Origin of the sequence: Halorubrum sp. FL23 (assembly GCF_052439115.2) — an archaeon.
Lineage (GTDB): Archaea > Halobacteriota > Halobacteria > Halobacteriales > Haloferacaceae > Halorubrum > Halorubrum persicum.
In genome coordinates this window covers 130728-146793 of the sequence record NZ_JBQVRO020000001.1, presented here as the reverse complement: position 1 = coordinate 146793, position 16066 = coordinate 130728, and the positions used below count along the sequence as shown (strand labels likewise).

The window sequence follows — 16066 nt, the reverse complement described above, 5'->3', positions numbered from 1 at the left end:
GAGGCGCTTCGCGAGGTCGGGCCGAATCAGTCGAACGGGTATCGCGCGGTCGCTCCGCACTCGCGACAGCGGACGACCACCCGGCCGGGTCGGAGCCGGACCCGGCTCGTCTTCCCCGGTCGGAGGTAGACGCCGCAGTCGTCGCAGGTCTTCCGGGAGAACTCGGCCGGGACGCCACAGCGGTTCCGCTCCGCGATCCGCCGCGCGAGCGCGACGTACTCCCGCGCGCGGTCGTATTCGCCGTCGACGACGGCTTCGCGGGCGAGCGTCAACAGCCGGTCGATCCGTTCCGACGGGATCCCCATACCTCGCCGGGGGTGACCGACCGGCAAAGTCGTTGCCATCGAGGAGCGTCGCTCCGGACGCGACTGGAACGCGCCCCGTCGCCGCGCTCCCCAACCCGCACGCTTTTTTATCGGTCCGCGCGAACGACGCGCCATGAAGGAATCCCTGATGGACGTCGTCTGCTGCCCGCTCGACAAGGCCGACTTGGACCTCGACGTCGACGATCGGGACGGCGAGGAGATCCTCGCGGGGACGCTCACCTGCACCGAGTGCGGCGAGGCCTACCCGATCGAGGACGGCATCCCGAACCTCCTCCCGCCGGACATGCGCGAGGAGGCGACGGCGTAGGGCGCAGACGCCGCTCCCGTCCCCGGCTGCCGACCGCCCGTTCCGTACTGCATCTTTTTTTAGTGTGAGTGCGTCGACCCGAGCGTGTCGACACTCTCCGTCGAACTGAACGGGGACGCGGTCCACTCGATCCGGGCGCCCGCTCGGTTCGAAACGACCGGCCCGTTCGCCGTCGCGCTCGAGAACGCGGGCCGCTCTACGCACGTCCACCTGCACTTCGACGACGACCTCGACCGGGTCGCTTCGGTGACTGAGACGAACCACTTCGTCGACGACGAGGCCACGAAACACGTCCACGTCTCCGTCGACGACGCGTCGGAGCCGGTTCGGGGAAAGCTGAAGATCGTCACCGGCTACGGCTCGGAGACCCGGTACGTGGACCTTCGGCTCGAACCGCCCGAAGAGACCGTCCCCGAGGAGGTCGTGGTCGACGATGCGTTCACGAAACCCCCGGAGCGCCCGCCGGAGGTCCCGCCCTCGCAGCGCGCGGCGAACGCGGTCGACCGGCTGATCGAGCGCGGCGGCGTTCCCGGGGCGATCGCCGCGTTCCTCGCGCTGGCCGCGGGCGTCGCCGTCGCGCTCGCGCTCGACAGTGCGATCGTCACCGCGGTCGTCGCCGTCGTGCTGATGGTGTCGATCGGAACGGTGCTTCTGGCGGCGTGGTGACGGGAGCGGGCGGGTGGTGTGGCGTTCTCCTCGCCGCCGACCGCTCCCGCCGATCGCCGCGAATCCGGGCGCTTTTAACCGTGCCAGCGGAACGATCGCGCATGAGCTTCGAGAAGGAAGACGAGGTCGTCCTCCACGACAAACACAGCGACTACGACGGTGAGGCGGGCACGATCACGCAGGTGATGGAGACGATGTTCGGCGACGCGACCTACACGGTCAGCTTCGAGGACGGGCAGGAGACCGGCGTCCCCGAGGACGCCCTCGACGCCGTCGAGAGCGAGGAGTAACTCCTTTTCCCGACCCGCATGGCCAAAGTCCCCTTCCACTACGTCGACCTCCGGGCGTTCGCGTACGCCACCGAGGACGAAAAGCGGGTCGCGGACGCCCTCCGGACGTTCCTCCCCGAAGACGTCGAGCTGGACCGCGTCGAGAACGTCGGTCACCACGGCGACCGGATCGCCGTGCTCTCGGCTCGCATCGAGAACGCCGACGGAATGCGTCACGTCCTCGACCGACTCTCCGAGCTCGACGAGGTCGACCGCGTGATCGACGAGCTCGACCAGCGGGTCGACGACAACTGCGCGCTGTTCCTCCGCGTCGACAAGCAGGCCGCGTTTCGCGGCGAGGTCCGGCTCGGCCCCGGAGTCACCGTCCGCGCGAAGGTCGAGGCGTACCCGGCGAAGAAGGAGGCCGCCGTCGAGAACGCCCGAGAGACGCTGTCGCGACTGCGGGACGACGACACGTAGCCGGGCTCCTCACAGGTAGCCGAGTTCCCCCGTCGCCCCGTCGGCGTGGATTTTTATCATCGCCTACCGTCGACCCGTCCATGAGCGACCCGTTCGTCGTCGTCGGTGCGGACGCCGCCGGGCTGAGCGCGGCCAGCAAGTGTCGCCGCGAAGCGCCCGACCGCGAGGTCGTCGTCTTCGAGAAGGGACGATGGATCTCGTACGCCTACTGCGGAATGCCGTACTTCATCGAGGGGCGCATCGAGCGCATGTCGAACCTCCTCTCGCTCTCGCCGAGCGAGGTCGACGAGCGCGGGATCGACCTCCGGCGCGGCCACGAGGTCGTCGGCGTCGATCCGGACGCGAACACGGTCACCGTCGAGACCGCCGCGGGCGACACTCTTGAACAGAGCTACGGCGACCTGCTCGTCGCCACGGGCGGCCGCGCGTCGACCGGCGCCTTCGACGTGCGCGGGCTCGACGGCGCCTTCACGCTCCACAGCATGGACGCCGCGGCCGCGATCGACGCGTACATCGCCGAGCCGGAGGCCTACGACCCCGCCCGCGCCGACGTGAGCGCGGTCGACCGCGAGCGCGTCGACCGCAACGCCTCGATGCCCGCCCCCGAAACGGCGGCGATCGTCGGCGGCGGCTACGTCGGGATCGAGATGGCCGAGGCGCTCGTCGGGCGCGGGCTCGACGTACATCTCTTCCACCGCTCCGGACACCTCCTCTCGGACTTCGGCGAAGCCGTCGGCGAGCGCGTCGAGACCGAACTGACGGAGAAGGGCGTGACGGTCCGCACGGACGCCCCCGTCGACGGGCTCGTCGGCGACGACCGGATCGAGGGCATCGCCTTCGACGGCGCGGACGGTGTGGAGACGCTCCCGGTCGACTTCGCGGTCGTCGGCGTCGGGATCCAACCGAACACCGAACTCCTCAACGGGACGGGAGTCGACCTGGGCGCCGGCGGCGCGATCCGCACCGACGAGTACGGCCGGACCAGCCTCCCCGACGTGTACGCCGCGGGCGACTGCGCGACCGCGATCCACGCCGTCACGGGCGAGGAGGCGTGGATGCCGCTCGGGCTCACCGCCAACCGGGCCGGCCGAGCGGTCGGTGCCACGGTCGCCGGCGACCCCTCGCCGGTGGGTGAGATCGCCAGCACCGCGGCCGTGAAGGCGTTCGACATGGAGGCGGGCCGAGTCGGTCTGATCGACGCGGCGGCGGCCCGCGAAGCGGGGTTCGACCCGGTCCGCGAGACGGTGACTGCCGGCTCGCGCTCCGGCTACTACCCCGGCGCGGCGCCGACCGACGTGACGCTCGTCGCCGACCGCGACACGGGGCGGCTCATCGGCGGGAGCATCGTCGGCCCCGACCGCGCCGCGATCCGGATCGACACGCTCGCGACCGCGCTGGAGGCGGACATGACCGTTCCGGAGGTCGAGCGGTTGGACCTCGCGTACGCGCCCCCGTTCTCGCCGGTGTGGGACCCGATCCTCGTCGCTGCGAAGGTGCTCAACGGCGCGCTCGACGACGACTGACGGTGCGACTCAGTCGTCCGCGCCTGCGCTTCCGTCGGCGGGGGACGAATCGCTCCCGGTCGGACCGTCGCCGATTCCGCTGACGACGCGCCCGACCGCGTAGCCGGCGGCGCCGACCGCGACCGCGCCTGCCGAGGCGACGCCCAGCGGCTCGATCAGCGCTGCGAGGAAGGGGACGGGGTCGGCGAACGGGAGCGTGTACGGCGCCGGGCCGACCGTCCGCAGGAGGACCGCTGCAAAGGGGCCGTACGCGAGGAGGGCCGCGGGGAGCACGCCCCCGCCGACCGCGGCGAAGGCGGCGACGCCGATCGCGGTCAGGACCGCTATCCCCCCGGCGACGGGAGCGGCGAGGCTCTGCGGGACGCCCGTCGCACCGAGCGAGGCCGCCGCCGCGGTGGCGATCGAGACCGCGTCGAAGGCGACGTAGGAGACCGCGAAGCCGACCGCGCTCCAGACGGCGGCGCGTTCGAACCCCGTCTCACCGAGCGCGACGCGGGCGGCGCGGCGCCCGGATCCGTCGTCCGTCGTCATTCCGGGCGAGTCGCGCCCCGCCCCTCCCGTTCGGGGGTGAGGTTGCCGTGTTCGTCGATCTCGCCGGCGACGATCCGGGTCGAGGAGATGCGTTCGCCGTCCTCGGCCGGGACGTGGTCGACCACGACGAGTTCGAGGGGGTCGTGGCCGCGCTCTCGGCGGATCTCGTTGATCTGGTCGCCGCCGTCTCTCGTCTCCGGGGACACGATCAGCGCGTCGAACTCGGGCTCGACCGCGATGCCGGTCGGATCCGTCAGCTTGCGGACCTCGAACTCGCGGTCGTGTTCGTCGGCGAGCCCGGACAGCTCGGCTTCGAGGTCGCGCTTGCGCCGGTCGTACGGGCGGACGTACCGCTCGACGTGGCGGGTCTTCGGCGCGAGCTCGTCCGACGTGAGTCCGACGGTCACGTCACCCAGCTCGAACGCCCGTTCGAACAGCTTCCGGTGGCCGTCGTGAACGGGATCGAACGTACCACCCAGCGCGACGTTCATGCACACTGATTGCGCGGACGGGACTTAAAACGTCTCGAAGCGGGAGCGAACGAGTGCGCCCTACCGGTCGTCGCTGTCGGCGTCTCCTTCGCCGTCGTCGCTGTCGGCGTTGCCGTCTACTTCGCCGTCGTCGCCGTCGCCGTCTACTTCGCCGTCGTCGCCGTCGACAGATATCTGGACCGGCTCCGCGTCGCCGTCGGGCGACTCGCCGCCGAGCCGCCGATCGAGGTTGAACACGGCGTTGAGCTCCCGCTGCACGTCGCCGACGACGCCCTGTACCAGCTCGCTCGGGGCGATCGCCTCGTACTCGTAGGGGTTGTTGCCGGCGCCGCTGGCCTCGCGCTTGTCGCGTTCGACGGTTCCCTCGTCGTGGAGCTCCGCGAGCGCCTCGCGGACCGTGCTCGGGTAGAGGCCGGTGCCGTCGGCGACCTCGTCGCTCGTGCTGTTTGGGTTGTCGCGGAGGAAGACGTAGATCCGCGCGCGCGTCTCGGTGTCGAGCAGCCACGACAGGAGGTCGACGACGTTGTCGTCGAACCCCTTGACGGCCTTGTCCGCGCCCTCTCCGAGCCGTTCCTTGGTCTTCCGGAGCTCCTCGCGGGTTCGATCGGTCGGCGACTCGTCGTCGGCGCCGTCGCCGTGATCGTCTGTAGTCATACCGGAATTTGGGGTCCGCGCGCCCAAAAGCGTTTCTCGTCGTTTCGGTTCCAACGGAACGCGTTCCGGCTTCTCGCTCACACGAACCGCGTCCTGCCCTCCCGCTCACGGCGACAACACGAGATCCTCGCAGAGCGCGTCGAGGCCCCTCTCGTCGCGGAGCCGGCGCTGGCGCCGACTGCCGCTCTCGGCGTCGTACACCGCGCGGATCCCGTCGATCCCGAGCCGATCGCACTCGGTGGCGACCACGTCGCCCAGCGAGACCGTCTCCTCGCCGTCTCGGGTGATGAAGGAGGCGTCGTGGCCGCGCCGAATCGCCCGCCACTTGTTCTCGTCTAACAGTTCTCGGCGGAGCGTCGGCGGGGACTCGCCGTCCGCGTAGCGCTCGGCGTAGTCGACGACGAGGGCGTGGACGTACTCGACCATCGCGAGGGTGACCGCCGGGTCGCGCTGGGCGTCGGGCGCGCGCACTTCGACCGTGCCGTGGCCGGTGTGGGGGCGCACGTCGAACCAGAGCTCGCCGCGGTCGGAGATGGCGCCCCGTTCGACCATCCGGCGCTCGTAGCGCTGGAAGGCGTCGAAGTCGTCGAACGCGGACGGGATCCCCGTGTTCGGGAGGTTCTCGAAGATCTTCGCCCGAGCCGAGGCGAGCCCGGTGTCGAACCCGTTCCAGAACGGTGAGTTCGCCGAGAGCGCGAGCAGAATCGGTGAGTGCCACCGGAGCCGGTTGGCGATCCACACCGCCTTGTCCGCGTCGTCGACGCCGACGTGGACGTGGAGCCCCGCCGTGGTGTTGCGGTGTTGCGGGTACTGGATCCGGTCCAACTGCGCCTGGTAGCGCGGCTTCTCGGCGTGATCCAGCTCGCGCCACTTCGCCGCCGGATGGAGGCCCGCCGCCGCGATCCGGTAGCCGTCGGCGGCGGCGTGGTCGACGAGCGCCTCCCGCACCGTCGAGAGGGCGTCGCCCGCGTTCGACGGATCCTCGATCAGTTCCGTCTGCGCCTCGATGGTGCATTTGAACAGCTCGTGGTCGAACCCCTCCGGCACCGCAGCCGGCGGATCGCGGCCGTAGACGAGATCGTCGGTCCCCGAGGTCGGGCGGCCGTCGGCATCGACGATGTAGAACTCCTCCTCGATGCCGAGGGTCCCCATCCGAGCGAACGCGTCCCGCGAACCGAGTTCCATTACCGCTCCGTACCGGCCGCGCGGTCTTATATGGATTGGAACCCGAAAGCGGCGCGGTGACGCCGTCGTCGAACGCGAAACGGTCCGCAGATCTGCGCCACCTCACACCCTTCTGTGCCGTTTCACTCCCGTTCGCTCTGTGCCGTTTCACGCCCCTTCGCTCCGTCCCGCGATACTCCACCCACTCCGCGCGGACGCCTCCGAGGTCGGCCACCCCGGCCCGCCGCAGTTAGTTCTCCGGGAGGATGTCGCCGACGGAGGCGCCGACGCTCATCACGATGGCGATCAGCAGCGTCTGTGCGCCCGCGACCGTCGGCTCGCTCCACGAGACCCGGCCCCAACCGGTCATCAACGCGACGGCCAACCCGCTCGCGATGGTAACGATCGCGACGGGTCGCAGGGGAACGACGCCCCCGATCCGGTCTTCGACGACGCGCTCGAACTCGCCGGCGCGCAGTATCCCGAAGACGACCGCCCCGCCGAACAGGAGCGTGAGGGCGAGAGCCAGCGGCCGCTCGGCGATGAACCGGCCGATGTCGAGCGCGCCGTCCTCGACGATCATCGGCAGGCCGAAGACGAAACTTCCCACCAGCGCTTCGCCGGCGTCACGGAGGCCGAACTGCGTCCGGAATCGGCCGATGACGCCGCTCGGACGGACCTTTCGCGCGGTCCGCATGGTCTCTCGGACCTGCTGTAACTCCTCGTCTTTGTCGACCATCTCCTCCAGTTCGTCCAACTCGGTCAGCACGTCATCGATGTCGGCGTTCCGATCGCCCCCGGGCGATTCAGTGCGGGTCATCACCTCGTCCCGTCTGCCTCTCGGGTTATGTGCCTACCTGTCGCTCTCGACGTCGACGACGGGCCGCGGCCCGTGACCCGGCGCGCTCGGAGTCGACGGCTGCGGCCCGTTGACCGGTTCGGCAGACACGCCGAACCGAATCCGTGTCTGCGCGAGGTGGCTGGCTGGAGGCGGTAGCCGAACACGAACTGACGACAGGCAGCGTAAAACGAGCTGACGACAGACAGCGAAAAACGAGCCCGCAACAGGTAGTGAAAACCGAGCCGGCGACGAGCGGTCACTCGTCAGACGCCCTCGCGACGCGCCTCAGTTCACCCGAGGACGTAGCGGAGCACCGGGAACTTCTCGACCAGCGCCTGCCCGCCCACCTCGAGCCGCTCGATGTAGGCGTCGAGGCCGAGGACGCGGCCCGCGCCGAACGCGGCGACCGTGAGGAACACGACCGCGTACACCAGCGTCGAGTCGAACAGCGCGAGCGCGTCGCCGCTCCACCCGCCGAGGTAGAACAGCGTCATCTGCATCGCGCCGCCGAGCGCGGCCAGCCGGACGAACGCCCCGGCGATGAGCGCCATGCCGATGAGCAGCTGCGTGGCCGGGACGAAGACGTTCGCGAACTCGACGAACCACGCCGTCGAGCCCATGGCGGCGTACAGCCCGCTCACCGGGCTCGCCGCGTCGACGCCGTGGACGAGGTAGCCGCTCGCGTCGAACGCCTCCCCGGTGATCTTCCCGAGTCCGGCAAACAGGATCATCCCGCCGATCGTCGCCCGGAGCATGACGATGAACAGCGCCGACAGCGAGTGGGCCTTGCCCAGAAGCGTGACGCCGCCGATCTCTCCGCCGAACTCGTTTGTGGTTTTTGTGGACATTGTGTTTCTCCTCACTTACGGATACACCGGTTGCAGTGATAAACACGGAAGCGAGTTCCCTTTCCGGTGGAAGGGATCGGCGACTTCCCCCGGTCGGTTGGGTCTTTAAATACTCCACTCAGCCGAACCGTCGCGTCTCGTCGCTTCTCGGCCACGCTGCCCGTGCGTCGCCCGTTTCACCACGCCTCGCCGCTCGCCAGGTCCACGTCGCCGTCGCCCTTCTCCGAGGGACAGATGTCCGCGAGCACGCAGTCGCCGCAGTCCGGGTTGATCGCGGTGCACGTCGCGCGGCCGTGGTCGATCATGAGGTGCGTGAACTGCTGCCAGTCGTCTTCGGGGACCACGTCGAGGAGGTCCTGTTCGATCTTCGTCGGACTCTCCTCTTCCGTGATCGCGAGTCGGCGAGTGAGCCGCTGGACGTGAGTGTCGACGACGATCCCCTCGACAACGTCGTGGCCGTGCTGGAGCACGACGTTGGCGGTCTTCCGGCCGACGCCCGCCAGATCGGTCAGCGCCGACATCGTGTCCGGAACCTCGCCGCCGTGCTTCTCGGCGATGTCGGCGCAGGACGACCGGATGTACTCCGCCTTGCTGTTGTAGTAGGTGATCGAGTTGATCGCCTCCGCGAGCTCCTCCTGTGGCGCGTTCGCGTACTCCTCGGGCGTCTCGTACGTCTCGAACAGGTCGGCGCACACCTCGTTCACGCGCTCGTCCGTGCACTGCGCGGAGAGGATCACGGCGATGAGCAGCTCAAGCCGGTTCGAGTAGTTCAGCGAGATGGTCGAATCGGGGTACTCCTCGTAGAGCCGGTCGAGGACCTCCTCGACCTGCTCCTCCCGCGGCTCCAGTGGCGTGCCCATAGCGATCCCTCCGCGCGGGCGCCATTGAACGATCCGGAAACGACGCGCTTCTCGGCCCGCGCCCCCGTTTCGAACCGATAGATTCAGGTCGTCTCCTCGACATGACGAGGCGTGTCCCGGTCCCGAAACCGACGGCGCCGACGCCCGGCCTACCTCCAGCGGCCACAGGAGTTCTACTGGCTGTGGATCGCCGCGACGGCGACGTACGGCGTCGGCGACGTGGTCTCGACGATCGCCTTCTTGGAGTACGTGCCGACGATTCAAGAGGCGAATCCGGTGGTCGCGTTCGCGCTCGATTCGTTCGGGCTCGGCGGCCTCGTCGCCCTGAAGATCGCCGTCTACCTGGTCATGCTCTGGATCAGCGTCAGCGGCGCCCGCGATGGCGACGGTCTCCTCTACTACTTCCCGCCGGTGCTGCTGACGATCGTCGGCACCTACCTCACCGCGAGCAATATGCGGCTCCTGCTGATGGCGTGAGTCGTCGCGACCCCGGACCGTCCCCACCGACATCGGTTTGCGTCGGCGCGATCATGTTCGGGCATGCTCTCGGACACCCCGGGCCTCCACCACGTGACGGGGATCGTCGGCGACGCCGGCGCTCACGCCTCGTTCTACGCTGAGACCCTCGGACTCCGGCTGCTCCGCCGGACCGTGAACTACGAGGATATCCACCAGCACCACCTCTACTTCGGCGACGCGACGGGCTCGCCCGGCTCCGTGTTCACCGTCTTCCCGGACCCTCACGGCGACTCCGGACGCGCCGGGAAGCCCGGGTACGCCGCCGTCGCCTTCGCGGTCCCGCCCGACTCGCTCGGCTACTGGCGCGACCGACTGACCGATCGGGGTGTCGCGGTCGAGGACCTCCCGGCGTCCGATCGGTTCGGCGACGCCGCGCTCTCGGTCGCCGACCCTTCCGGTACCCGCGTCGAACTGGTCGAGAGCGACGCGGGCGGCGACCCGTGGCTCGGCGATGAGGAGGCGGCCGCGGACGCCGACTCGGTCCCCGAATCGGCCGCGATCCGCGGGCTGTACGGCGTCACGGCGCTCCCCGCCGACCCGTACGGGACGGCGAGCGTCCTCGACACGCTCGGCTTCGAGTACGAGGTGGAGGCCGGCGACCGGATCCGCTACCGCGCCCCGGGCGACCGCGCGACGGTCGTCGACCTCCTCGACCGGGACGCGCCGTACCTCCGCGAGGGGCCGGGCGCGCTCCATCACGCCGCGGTGCGCGTCCCCGACCGCGAGGCGCTGCTCGACTGGCACGACCTCTTCCGCGAGCGCGGCTACGACGTGTCGCGGGTGAAAGACCGCCACTTCTTCCGCTCGCTATACGTGCGCGGCCCCGGCGGGCTCCTCGTCGAGCTCGCGACGGAGGCGCCGACGCCCGACGGGCCGCGGGCTCCCGGGCTCGCCGACCCCGACGCGACCGGTCACGCGACGGAGCTGTACCTCCCGCCGCGGTTCGAGGACGACCGCGAGCTCATCGAGAGCCAGCTCCCCGACTTCGACATCGAAGGCGACCGTTCCCGACCACGATGACGCGGGCGCTCTCCGGCGTCGAGGGCCCCCACGCTGACGCCACGCTGGAGACGGGCGGCGCCCCGGCCGCGGCCGCGTCGGTCGCGGTCGTGCTCGTCCACGGTCGCGGCGGGACCGCCGACGGGCTGCTCCGCCTCGCCGACGAGTTCTACCGGCCGGGCGCGGCGCTGATCGCCCCGAACGCGGTCCGCTCGAACTGGTTCCCGGCGGGCCATGAGGCACCGATCGCCGCCAACGAGCCGGCGTTGACCTCGGCGGTCGACTGCGTCGCCGCGGCCGTCGACGCCGCCGCCGAGATCGGGATCCCGCCCGAGCGCGTCGTGCTCGTCGGCGTCTCGCAGGGCGGCGCCGTCGCGAGCGAGTTCCTCCGCCGTCGTCCGCGGCGGTACGGCGGCGCGTTCGTCGTTTCCGCGGCGCTCCCGGGAGGCGACCTGATCCCGTGCTCGGTGGCCGACGACGGGGAGAACGGGGGGCTCGCGGGAACGCCGGTCGCGATCGACAGCAGCGAGGGCGACCCGTACGTCCCGCCCGAGCGCGTTCGCGCGACCGCGGCGGCGTTCCGCCGGGGCGGCGCGGCGGTCGATCTCCGGATCGACGAGGGCGACGGCCACGGGCTCTCGGACGCGACCATGGCGCGGATCGGCGACCGGATCGCGGCGCTGGTCGACGGTGACGGCGACGACGGCGATAGCTCCGCCGTCCACGACTGAGAGCCGGAGAGCGGGAGAGCCGAACGTGTTCGCGACACGACCCATCGTCCCCGGACGGCGAGTGACGCGTGATGTCCGAACTCGATGTCAGGCAGCTCCCGCCGAGCGAGCGACACGACCGGATACGCACCGCGTTTGCTGACCTCGATCCCGGCGAGACGCTCACCGTCGTCAACGACCACGAGCCGACGCCGCTCTACCGCGAGCTGGCGGCGGAGGAACCCGCGTTCGACGCGGACGGCTACGCGGTCGAGCGCGAGGAGGCGTCTCGGTTCGTCGCCGAGTTCCCGAAGGTCGAGCCCGCGTCCGGTCCGGAGACCGTGCGGCTCGCGGGCCTCGACGGCGAGCCGCACGCGGCGGTCTTCCCGGGACGCGAGCCGAAGACGGTTCGGCTGTCGCTGGACGCCGGAGAGAGCGTCCCCGAGCACACCCATCCCGACCGGACGGTGCTGTTCCACGCGTTGAGCGGGGCGTTCGCGCTCCGACTCGACGGCGAACAACACGCCGTCGAGGCCGGCGAGATCGTCCGATTCGACGGTGAGACGGCGGTCGAGCCGACCGCGACCGAGGACGCCGCGGCGCTCGTGGTGCTGGCGCCGACCACGGACGAGTGAGGCGGGACGCCGGCGAAATCGCCGTCGACGTTTTATCTACTCCCCCCAAAATCGACCCATGGAGACGACCCGCCAGCGCATCGCCGACACGCTCCGCGAGGAACCGGCGACCGCGAGCGACCTCGGGGAGGCGCTGTCGCTGCCGACGCCCGTCGTGTACGACCACGTCGAACACGTCTCGCGGTCGGTCGCGGACGACGGCGCCGACGAGGAACTCCTCGTCGCGCCGCCCGCGTGCCGCGACTGCGGCTTCGACGGCTTCGACGACCCGATCAACGAGCCCTCGCGGTGCCCGGAGTGTAAGAGCGAGCGGATCGAGGAGCCGGCGTTCGTGATTCGCTGACGCGTACGCCGCGTTCGTCCCTCCCTACAGCGCGTCGAGCAGCGTCTGCGCCGCGTCGGCCGACGAGCCCGGGCCGCGCGCGGTGATCAGGTCGCCGTCGACCGTGACGCTCGTGTCGGCGCCGAGCTCGGCGTCCCAGTCGGCGCCCGCGAGGACGACCTCGTCTTCCACCCAGTACGGGAGCTTTCGGCCGTCCGGCATCACGTCGTCGTCGTCGACGATGTCCTCCTCCCACGCGTTCGGAAAGCCGGTGACGGAGCGTCCCTCGACGAGGGGCGTCCCGTCTGCCTCGCGCGTGAACGCGAGGATGCCGACCGCGTGGCAGACGACGAGCGCGACGCTCTCCTCGCCCGCGACCGCGTCGAGCAGGAGCTGCCGGGCGTGCCGGTCCTGGTTCACGTCCCAGACGGTGCCGTGACCGCCGGGGAACACGACCGCGTCGTACTCCTCGGCCGCGACGGTCGCGATCGGCTCGGGATCGTTCAGTTTCGGGTGCTCCTCGTCGACCTCACGGAGCTCCGCGACCCGCTCCTCGCCGCCCGCGGCCTCCGGGTCGAGCGACCGCTCGTCGACGGCCGGCGGCGACCCGGACGGGGTCGCGACCGTCACGTCGACGCCCTCGGCTTCGAGCGTGGTCAGCGGCTCGATACACTCCTCGGCCCAGTACCCCTCTTCGCTCACGACGAACAGCGCGTCAGTCATGTGTGACTCTCCGTTGACGCGCTCGACGTAAAAAGCGCCCGCGCCCGGAAGCGACGAGGGGCGTCGCGGGGTTTATACGTCGCAAAGGGGGGCCGGGAGGTGAGCGGCTCACGTGGTGAACAGTTCGGTGTCGTCGGGAACGGCGAACAGCCCCATCCGGACGCCGGCGTCGAGCCAGCCGTAGCCGTACGAGTACGACGCGAGCGCGTTGACCGGGTCGCCGGCGTCGCGGAAATGCCTCCCGTCGTCCAGGTACGACTCGGCCATCTCCAGCACGTCGGCGGCGGCCTCGCCGAGCGGGGTGTCGGCGGGCGGGCGCGGCTCCGCGACCTCCAGGGCGTCGGCGAGCATCCCCTCGTAGCGGTCCGTCTTTTCCTCTAACTCCGCGGCCATGCGAGCCGTTCCGGAGAGCGGTTCAAAAAGCCGTCGGCGAAGCGCAACCTCGATACCCCCGGAGCCGAAACGGGCGGACATGTACGAGGCCGTCCACGCCCGCCCCGACGGCGACGCGACCGCCGCCCGCCACGCCGCCACCGCGGCGCGGTACGGCTACGACGGGGTCGTCGTCCGCACGCGGGAAGGGCTCGATCCGGTCGGCGGCAACGCCGCCGAAGACCGGTCACGCGAGGCAGCCGCGCTCCGCGAGGCGAACGGGGTCGACGTCGTCGACGCGGTCGAGATCGACGCCGACGACGCCACGAGCGCCTCGGGCGCGGTGGGCAACTACCGGTCGAGCCGCACGGTCGTCTGTCTCGTCGGCGGCGACGACGGCCTCAACCGCTTCGCGGTCGAGGAGCCCCGCGTCGACGTGTTAGTCCGCCCGATGGACGGCTCGGGCGACTTCAACCACGTCCTCGCGAAGGCCGCCCGCGACAACGACGTCCACGTGGAGTTCGACCTCGGGCCCCTGTTCCGCGCGACGGGCGGGAAGCGGGTCCGCGCGCTGGCGGACCTCCGGAAGCTCCGCGAGATCGTGACCTACTACGACGCGCCTCACGTCGTCAGCGCGAACCCGCGGTCGCACCTCGAGCTCCGGGCGCCGCGCGAGGTCGTCGCCGCCGCCGAGGCGGTCGGCTTCGACCCGGAGTGGGTCGAGGCGGGGCTCCGAGCGTGGGGCGAGATCGCGGAGCGCAACCGGGACCGTCGCTCCGGGGCCTTCATAGAGCCGGGGGTCCGACTGGGCAGGTATGAAGAAGACGGTTGAGGAGCACGCCGCGCGCTTCTCCGAGAAGGCGGCCGAGTACGACGACTCGAAGAGCGACGAGTACCACGCCTGCGCGAGCCTCGTCGTCGACTACGCCGCGCCGAACGCCGACGACGTCGTCCTCGATCTGGGCGCCGGCACGGGCGCCATCGCCCTCGCGCTCGCCCCCGACGCCGAGCGCGTGCTCGCCCGCGACATCAGCGAGGGAATGATGGAGGAGGGCCGCCGCAAGGCCGACGAGCGCGGCCTCGCGAACGTCGCGTTCGCGTACGGCGAGTTCCGCGATCCCGAGGTCGACCCCGACCAGCGGGTCGACGTCGTCACCTCGAACTTCGCGCTCCACCACCTCGCGGACGACGAGAAGCGCGCGGCGATCCGCGAGATGGCCGCCACGGGCGCCCGCCGTATCGTCCTCGGCGACGTGGCCTTCTTCGAGGAGCCGGACCCTGAGGCGCCCTTCTACGGGCCGGAGGTCGACGACCCGGCGACCGTCGGCACCCTCGTCGAGGCGTTCACGGTCGAGGGGTTCGCGGTGACCGCGGTCGAGCGCGTCCACGATCAGGTGGCCGTGATCGTCGCGGAGCGCGGCGCGGCGCTGGCCGACGCGGCGGAGACGGGCTCGGTCGAGGGACGCGGGGCGTGACTCCGCCGTGAAACACCTCCCCAAACACCTCCGGCCGCGCTGGCGGTACCTCGCGGTCGGGATCGAGACGTGGCCCGACGCCGAGATCGGCCGCCGCGGGTTCCAGCGAGCGCTGTGGTACGCCGCCGGCAACCTCCTCGGCGACGCCGGCAGCGCCGACGCCGACCTCACGCTGCTGTCATTCTCGCACGACGGCGGCGAGGGAGAGGCGATCGTCCGGGCCCGCCACGGCCACGTCGACGACGCGCGCGCGGCGATCGGCTGCGTGGCCGAGGTCGACGGCGACCCCGTCGGGATCCGCGTTCGCGGGATTTCGGGGACGGTGCGTGCCTGTGAGGAAAGATATATGGGTCGCGCGAGCGCTAATTCGACACAGCGAGACGTCGCGTTCGAAGGCGCCGAGCGGTCCGCGATAGTGCGTGGCGACGCGTACGACGTGCGGACCGAGTCGGGGTACGTCGGCGCGGCGGCGTTCGACACCGAGTGATATCATGCAGGGCCAATCCCAACAGCAGGCGTACGACCGAGGAATTACCATCTTCTCTCCCGACGGCAGACTCTACCAGGTCGAGTACGCCCGGGAGGCGGTGAAACGCGGGACCGCGAGCGTCGGCATCCGCGCCGAGGACGGCGTCGTCCTCGCGGCGGACAAGCGCGCGCGGTCCCCGCTGATGGAGCCGGAAAGCATCGAGAAACTGCACAAGGCCGACGACCACGTCGGCGTCGCGAGCGCGGGCCACGTGGCCGACGCCCGTCAGCTCATCGACTTCGCGCGCCGGCAGGCGCAGGTGAACCGCCTGCGCTACGGCGAGGCGATCGGCATCGAGACCCTGACGAAGAACATCACCGACCACATCCAGCAGTACACGCAGGTCGGTGGCGCGCGCCCCTTCGGCGTCGCGCTGATCGTCGGCGGGATCGAGAACGGCGAGCCGCGCCTGTTCGAGACCGATCCCTCCGGCACCCCCTACGAGTGGCAGGCGCTCTCGATCGGCTCCGACCGGAGCGACCTCCGCGACTACCTCGAAGCGGAGTACGAGGAGGGGCTCTCGATCGACGAGGCCATCGCGCTCGCGCTCGACACGCTCGCGCAGTCGAACGACGGCGAACTGTCGCCCGACGGCGTCGGCGTCGCCACGATCGCGGTCGACGACGAGCAGTACACGGAGCGGTCGCCCGACGAGATCGAGGCGATCCTCGCCGAGCGCGACCTGCTCGCGACGGACGAGGAGGCGGAAGACGACGAGTCCGGTGGCGCCGGGGGCGACGACGCAGACGACGCAGACGACGAGGAGTAACGCGACGGCGGGCGGTCCGCGGTCGCGCGTTTCGTTTTTCGGAGCCGATTTCC

At 70.7% G+C, this 16066-nt stretch carries 24 protein-coding genes; 14 read left to right on the top strand and 10 right to left on the bottom strand.

What is annotated here, in order from left to right:
- Positions 1-26 precede the first annotated feature (26 nt).
- A complete protein-coding gene (locus ACT4MF_RS00700) occupies positions 27-305 on the bottom strand; it encodes a ribonuclease P protein component 4 (protein WP_099254932.1) in 279 nt (92 codons plus the stop codon).
- A 133-nt stretch (positions 306-438) separates the two neighbouring features.
- Here ACT4MF_RS00700 and ACT4MF_RS00695 point away from each other — a divergent pair, with 133 nt between their 5' ends.
- From ACT4MF_RS00695 to ACT4MF_RS00675, 5 genes are all read left to right on the top strand, one after another.
- Positions 439-633, top strand: a complete 195-nt coding sequence (locus ACT4MF_RS00695) for a methytransferase partner Trm112 (protein ID WP_180271742.1) — start codon at positions 439-441, stop codon at positions 631-633.
- A gap of 84 nt (positions 634-717) precedes the next feature.
- Complete coding sequence (locus ACT4MF_RS00690; protein WP_444681455.1) at positions 718-1299, top strand: DUF7524 family protein; 582 nt, start codon at positions 718-720, stop codon at positions 1297-1299.
- 101 nt (positions 1300-1400) lie between these two features.
- Positions 1401-1589, top strand: a complete 189-nt coding sequence (locus ACT4MF_RS00685; protein WP_099254930.1) for a DUF1918 domain-containing protein — start codon at positions 1401-1403, stop codon at positions 1587-1589.
- An 18-nt stretch (positions 1590-1607) separates the two neighbouring features.
- Complete coding sequence (locus ACT4MF_RS00680; protein WP_099254929.1) at positions 1608-2048, top strand: RNA-binding protein; 441 nt, start codon at positions 1608-1610, stop codon at positions 2046-2048.
- An 80-nt stretch (positions 2049-2128) separates the two neighbouring features.
- Complete coding sequence (locus tag ACT4MF_RS00675; protein WP_444681454.1) at positions 2129-3571, top strand: FAD-dependent oxidoreductase; 1443 nt, start codon at positions 2129-2131, stop codon at positions 3569-3571.
- 9 nt (positions 3572-3580) lie between these two features.
- Here the strand turns inward: ACT4MF_RS00675 and ACT4MF_RS00670 are convergent, their stop codons facing one another.
- From ACT4MF_RS00670 to nth, 7 genes are all read right to left on the bottom strand, one after another.
- Complete coding sequence (locus ACT4MF_RS00670) at positions 3581-4102, bottom strand: hypothetical protein (RefSeq protein ID WP_099254927.1); 522 nt, start codon at positions 4100-4102, stop codon at positions 3581-3583.
- On the bottom strand, positions 4099-4593 hold the full coding sequence (locus ACT4MF_RS00665; RefSeq protein WP_444681453.1) for a phosphopantetheine adenylyltransferase: 495 nt from the start codon (positions 4591-4593) through the stop codon (positions 4099-4101). Before ACT4MF_RS00665 ends, ACT4MF_RS00670 begins: the two co-directional genes overlap by 4 nt.
- Positions 4594-4653: 60 nt before the next feature.
- Entirely contained in the window at positions 4654-5247 is a 594-nt protein-coding gene (locus tag ACT4MF_RS00660) for a winged helix-turn-helix domain-containing protein (RefSeq protein ID WP_099254925.1), read from the bottom strand.
- Positions 5248-5352: 105 nt separating this feature from the next.
- Positions 5353-6432, bottom strand: a complete 1080-nt coding sequence (locus ACT4MF_RS00655; protein ID WP_099254924.1) for a glutamate--cysteine ligase — start codon at positions 6430-6432, stop codon at positions 5353-5355.
- Between the two features lie 229 nt (positions 6433-6661).
- Positions 6662-7231: a hypothetical protein gene (locus ACT4MF_RS00650; RefSeq protein WP_245851550.1), complete on the bottom strand. Its 570-nt coding sequence runs from the start codon at positions 7229-7231 to the stop codon at positions 6662-6664.
- Positions 7232-7542: 311 nt separating this feature from the next.
- Positions 7543-8100: a DoxX family protein gene (locus tag ACT4MF_RS00645; protein WP_099254922.1), complete on the bottom strand. Its 558-nt coding sequence runs from the start codon at positions 8098-8100 to the stop codon at positions 7543-7545.
- Positions 8101-8276: 176 nt separating this feature from the next.
- The gene (gene nth, locus ACT4MF_RS00640; RefSeq protein ID WP_099254921.1) at positions 8277-8960 is read right to left on the bottom strand and encodes an endonuclease III; all 684 of its coding nucleotides are present in this window, start codon (positions 8958-8960) and stop codon (positions 8277-8279) included.
- Positions 8961-9071: 111 nt separating this feature from the next.
- Between nth and ACT4MF_RS00635 the strand changes: the two genes are divergently transcribed.
- From ACT4MF_RS00635 to ACT4MF_RS00615, 5 genes are all read left to right on the top strand, one after another.
- On the top strand, positions 9072-9437 hold the full coding sequence (locus ACT4MF_RS00635) for a DUF5658 family protein (protein ID WP_099254920.1): 366 nt from the start codon (positions 9072-9074) through the stop codon (positions 9435-9437).
- A gap of 63 nt (positions 9438-9500) precedes the next feature.
- Complete coding sequence (locus tag ACT4MF_RS00630) at positions 9501-10499, top strand: VOC family protein (protein WP_444681452.1); 999 nt, start codon at positions 9501-9503, stop codon at positions 10497-10499.
- Positions 10496-11209 (top strand): alpha/beta hydrolase, encoded by a 714-nt coding sequence (locus ACT4MF_RS00625; protein WP_099254918.1) that lies wholly within the window; start codon positions 10496-10498, stop codon positions 11207-11209. Before ACT4MF_RS00630 ends, ACT4MF_RS00625 begins: the two co-directional genes overlap by 4 nt.
- 71 nt (positions 11210-11280) lie before the next feature.
- Positions 11281-11823, top strand: a complete 543-nt coding sequence (locus ACT4MF_RS00620) for a DUF2249 domain-containing protein (RefSeq protein WP_099254917.1) — start codon at positions 11281-11283, stop codon at positions 11821-11823.
- A 58-nt stretch (positions 11824-11881) separates the two neighbouring features.
- The gene (locus ACT4MF_RS00615; RefSeq protein WP_444681451.1) at positions 11882-12166 is read left to right on the top strand and encodes a transcriptional regulator; all 285 of its coding nucleotides are present in this window, start codon (positions 11882-11884) and stop codon (positions 12164-12166) included.
- A 24-nt stretch (positions 12167-12190) separates the two neighbouring features.
- Here the strand turns inward: ACT4MF_RS00615 and ACT4MF_RS00610 are convergent, their stop codons facing one another.
- Complete coding sequence (locus ACT4MF_RS00610) at positions 12191-12868, bottom strand: type 1 glutamine amidotransferase domain-containing protein (RefSeq protein WP_099256402.1); 678 nt, start codon at positions 12866-12868, stop codon at positions 12191-12193.
- 108 nt (positions 12869-12976) lie between these two features.
- Positions 12977-13261: a DUF357 domain-containing protein gene (locus tag ACT4MF_RS00605; RefSeq protein ID WP_099256401.1), complete on the bottom strand. Its 285-nt coding sequence runs from the start codon at positions 13259-13261 to the stop codon at positions 12977-12979.
- A gap of 79 nt (positions 13262-13340) precedes the next feature.
- Here ACT4MF_RS00605 and ACT4MF_RS00600 point away from each other — a divergent pair, with 79 nt between their 5' ends.
- From ACT4MF_RS00600 to psmA, 4 genes are read left to right on the top strand one after another with little or no spacing between them, the layout of a single operon-like run.
- On the top strand, positions 13341-14072 hold the full coding sequence (locus tag ACT4MF_RS00600; protein ID WP_444681450.1) for an RNase P subunit p30 family protein: 732 nt from the start codon (positions 13341-13343) through the stop codon (positions 14070-14072).
- Positions 14056-14715, top strand: coding sequence for a class I SAM-dependent methyltransferase (locus ACT4MF_RS00595; RefSeq protein ID WP_444681449.1), 660 nt, complete (start codon positions 14056-14058; stop codon positions 14713-14715). Before ACT4MF_RS00600 ends, ACT4MF_RS00595 begins: the two co-directional genes overlap by 17 nt.
- A 7-nt stretch (positions 14716-14722) precedes the next feature.
- Positions 14723-15202 carry an Rpp14/Pop5 family protein gene (locus ACT4MF_RS00590; RefSeq protein ID WP_099256398.1) on the top strand — a complete coding sequence of 160 codons (480 nt, stop codon included), beginning with the start codon at positions 14723-14725 and terminating at the stop codon, positions 15200-15202.
- A gap of 4 nt (positions 15203-15206) precedes the next feature.
- Positions 15207-16013: an archaeal proteasome endopeptidase complex subunit alpha gene (gene psmA / locus ACT4MF_RS00585; protein WP_444681448.1), complete on the top strand. Its 807-nt coding sequence runs from the start codon at positions 15207-15209 to the stop codon at positions 16011-16013.
- The last annotated feature ends 53 nt before the right edge of the window (positions 16014-16066 follow it).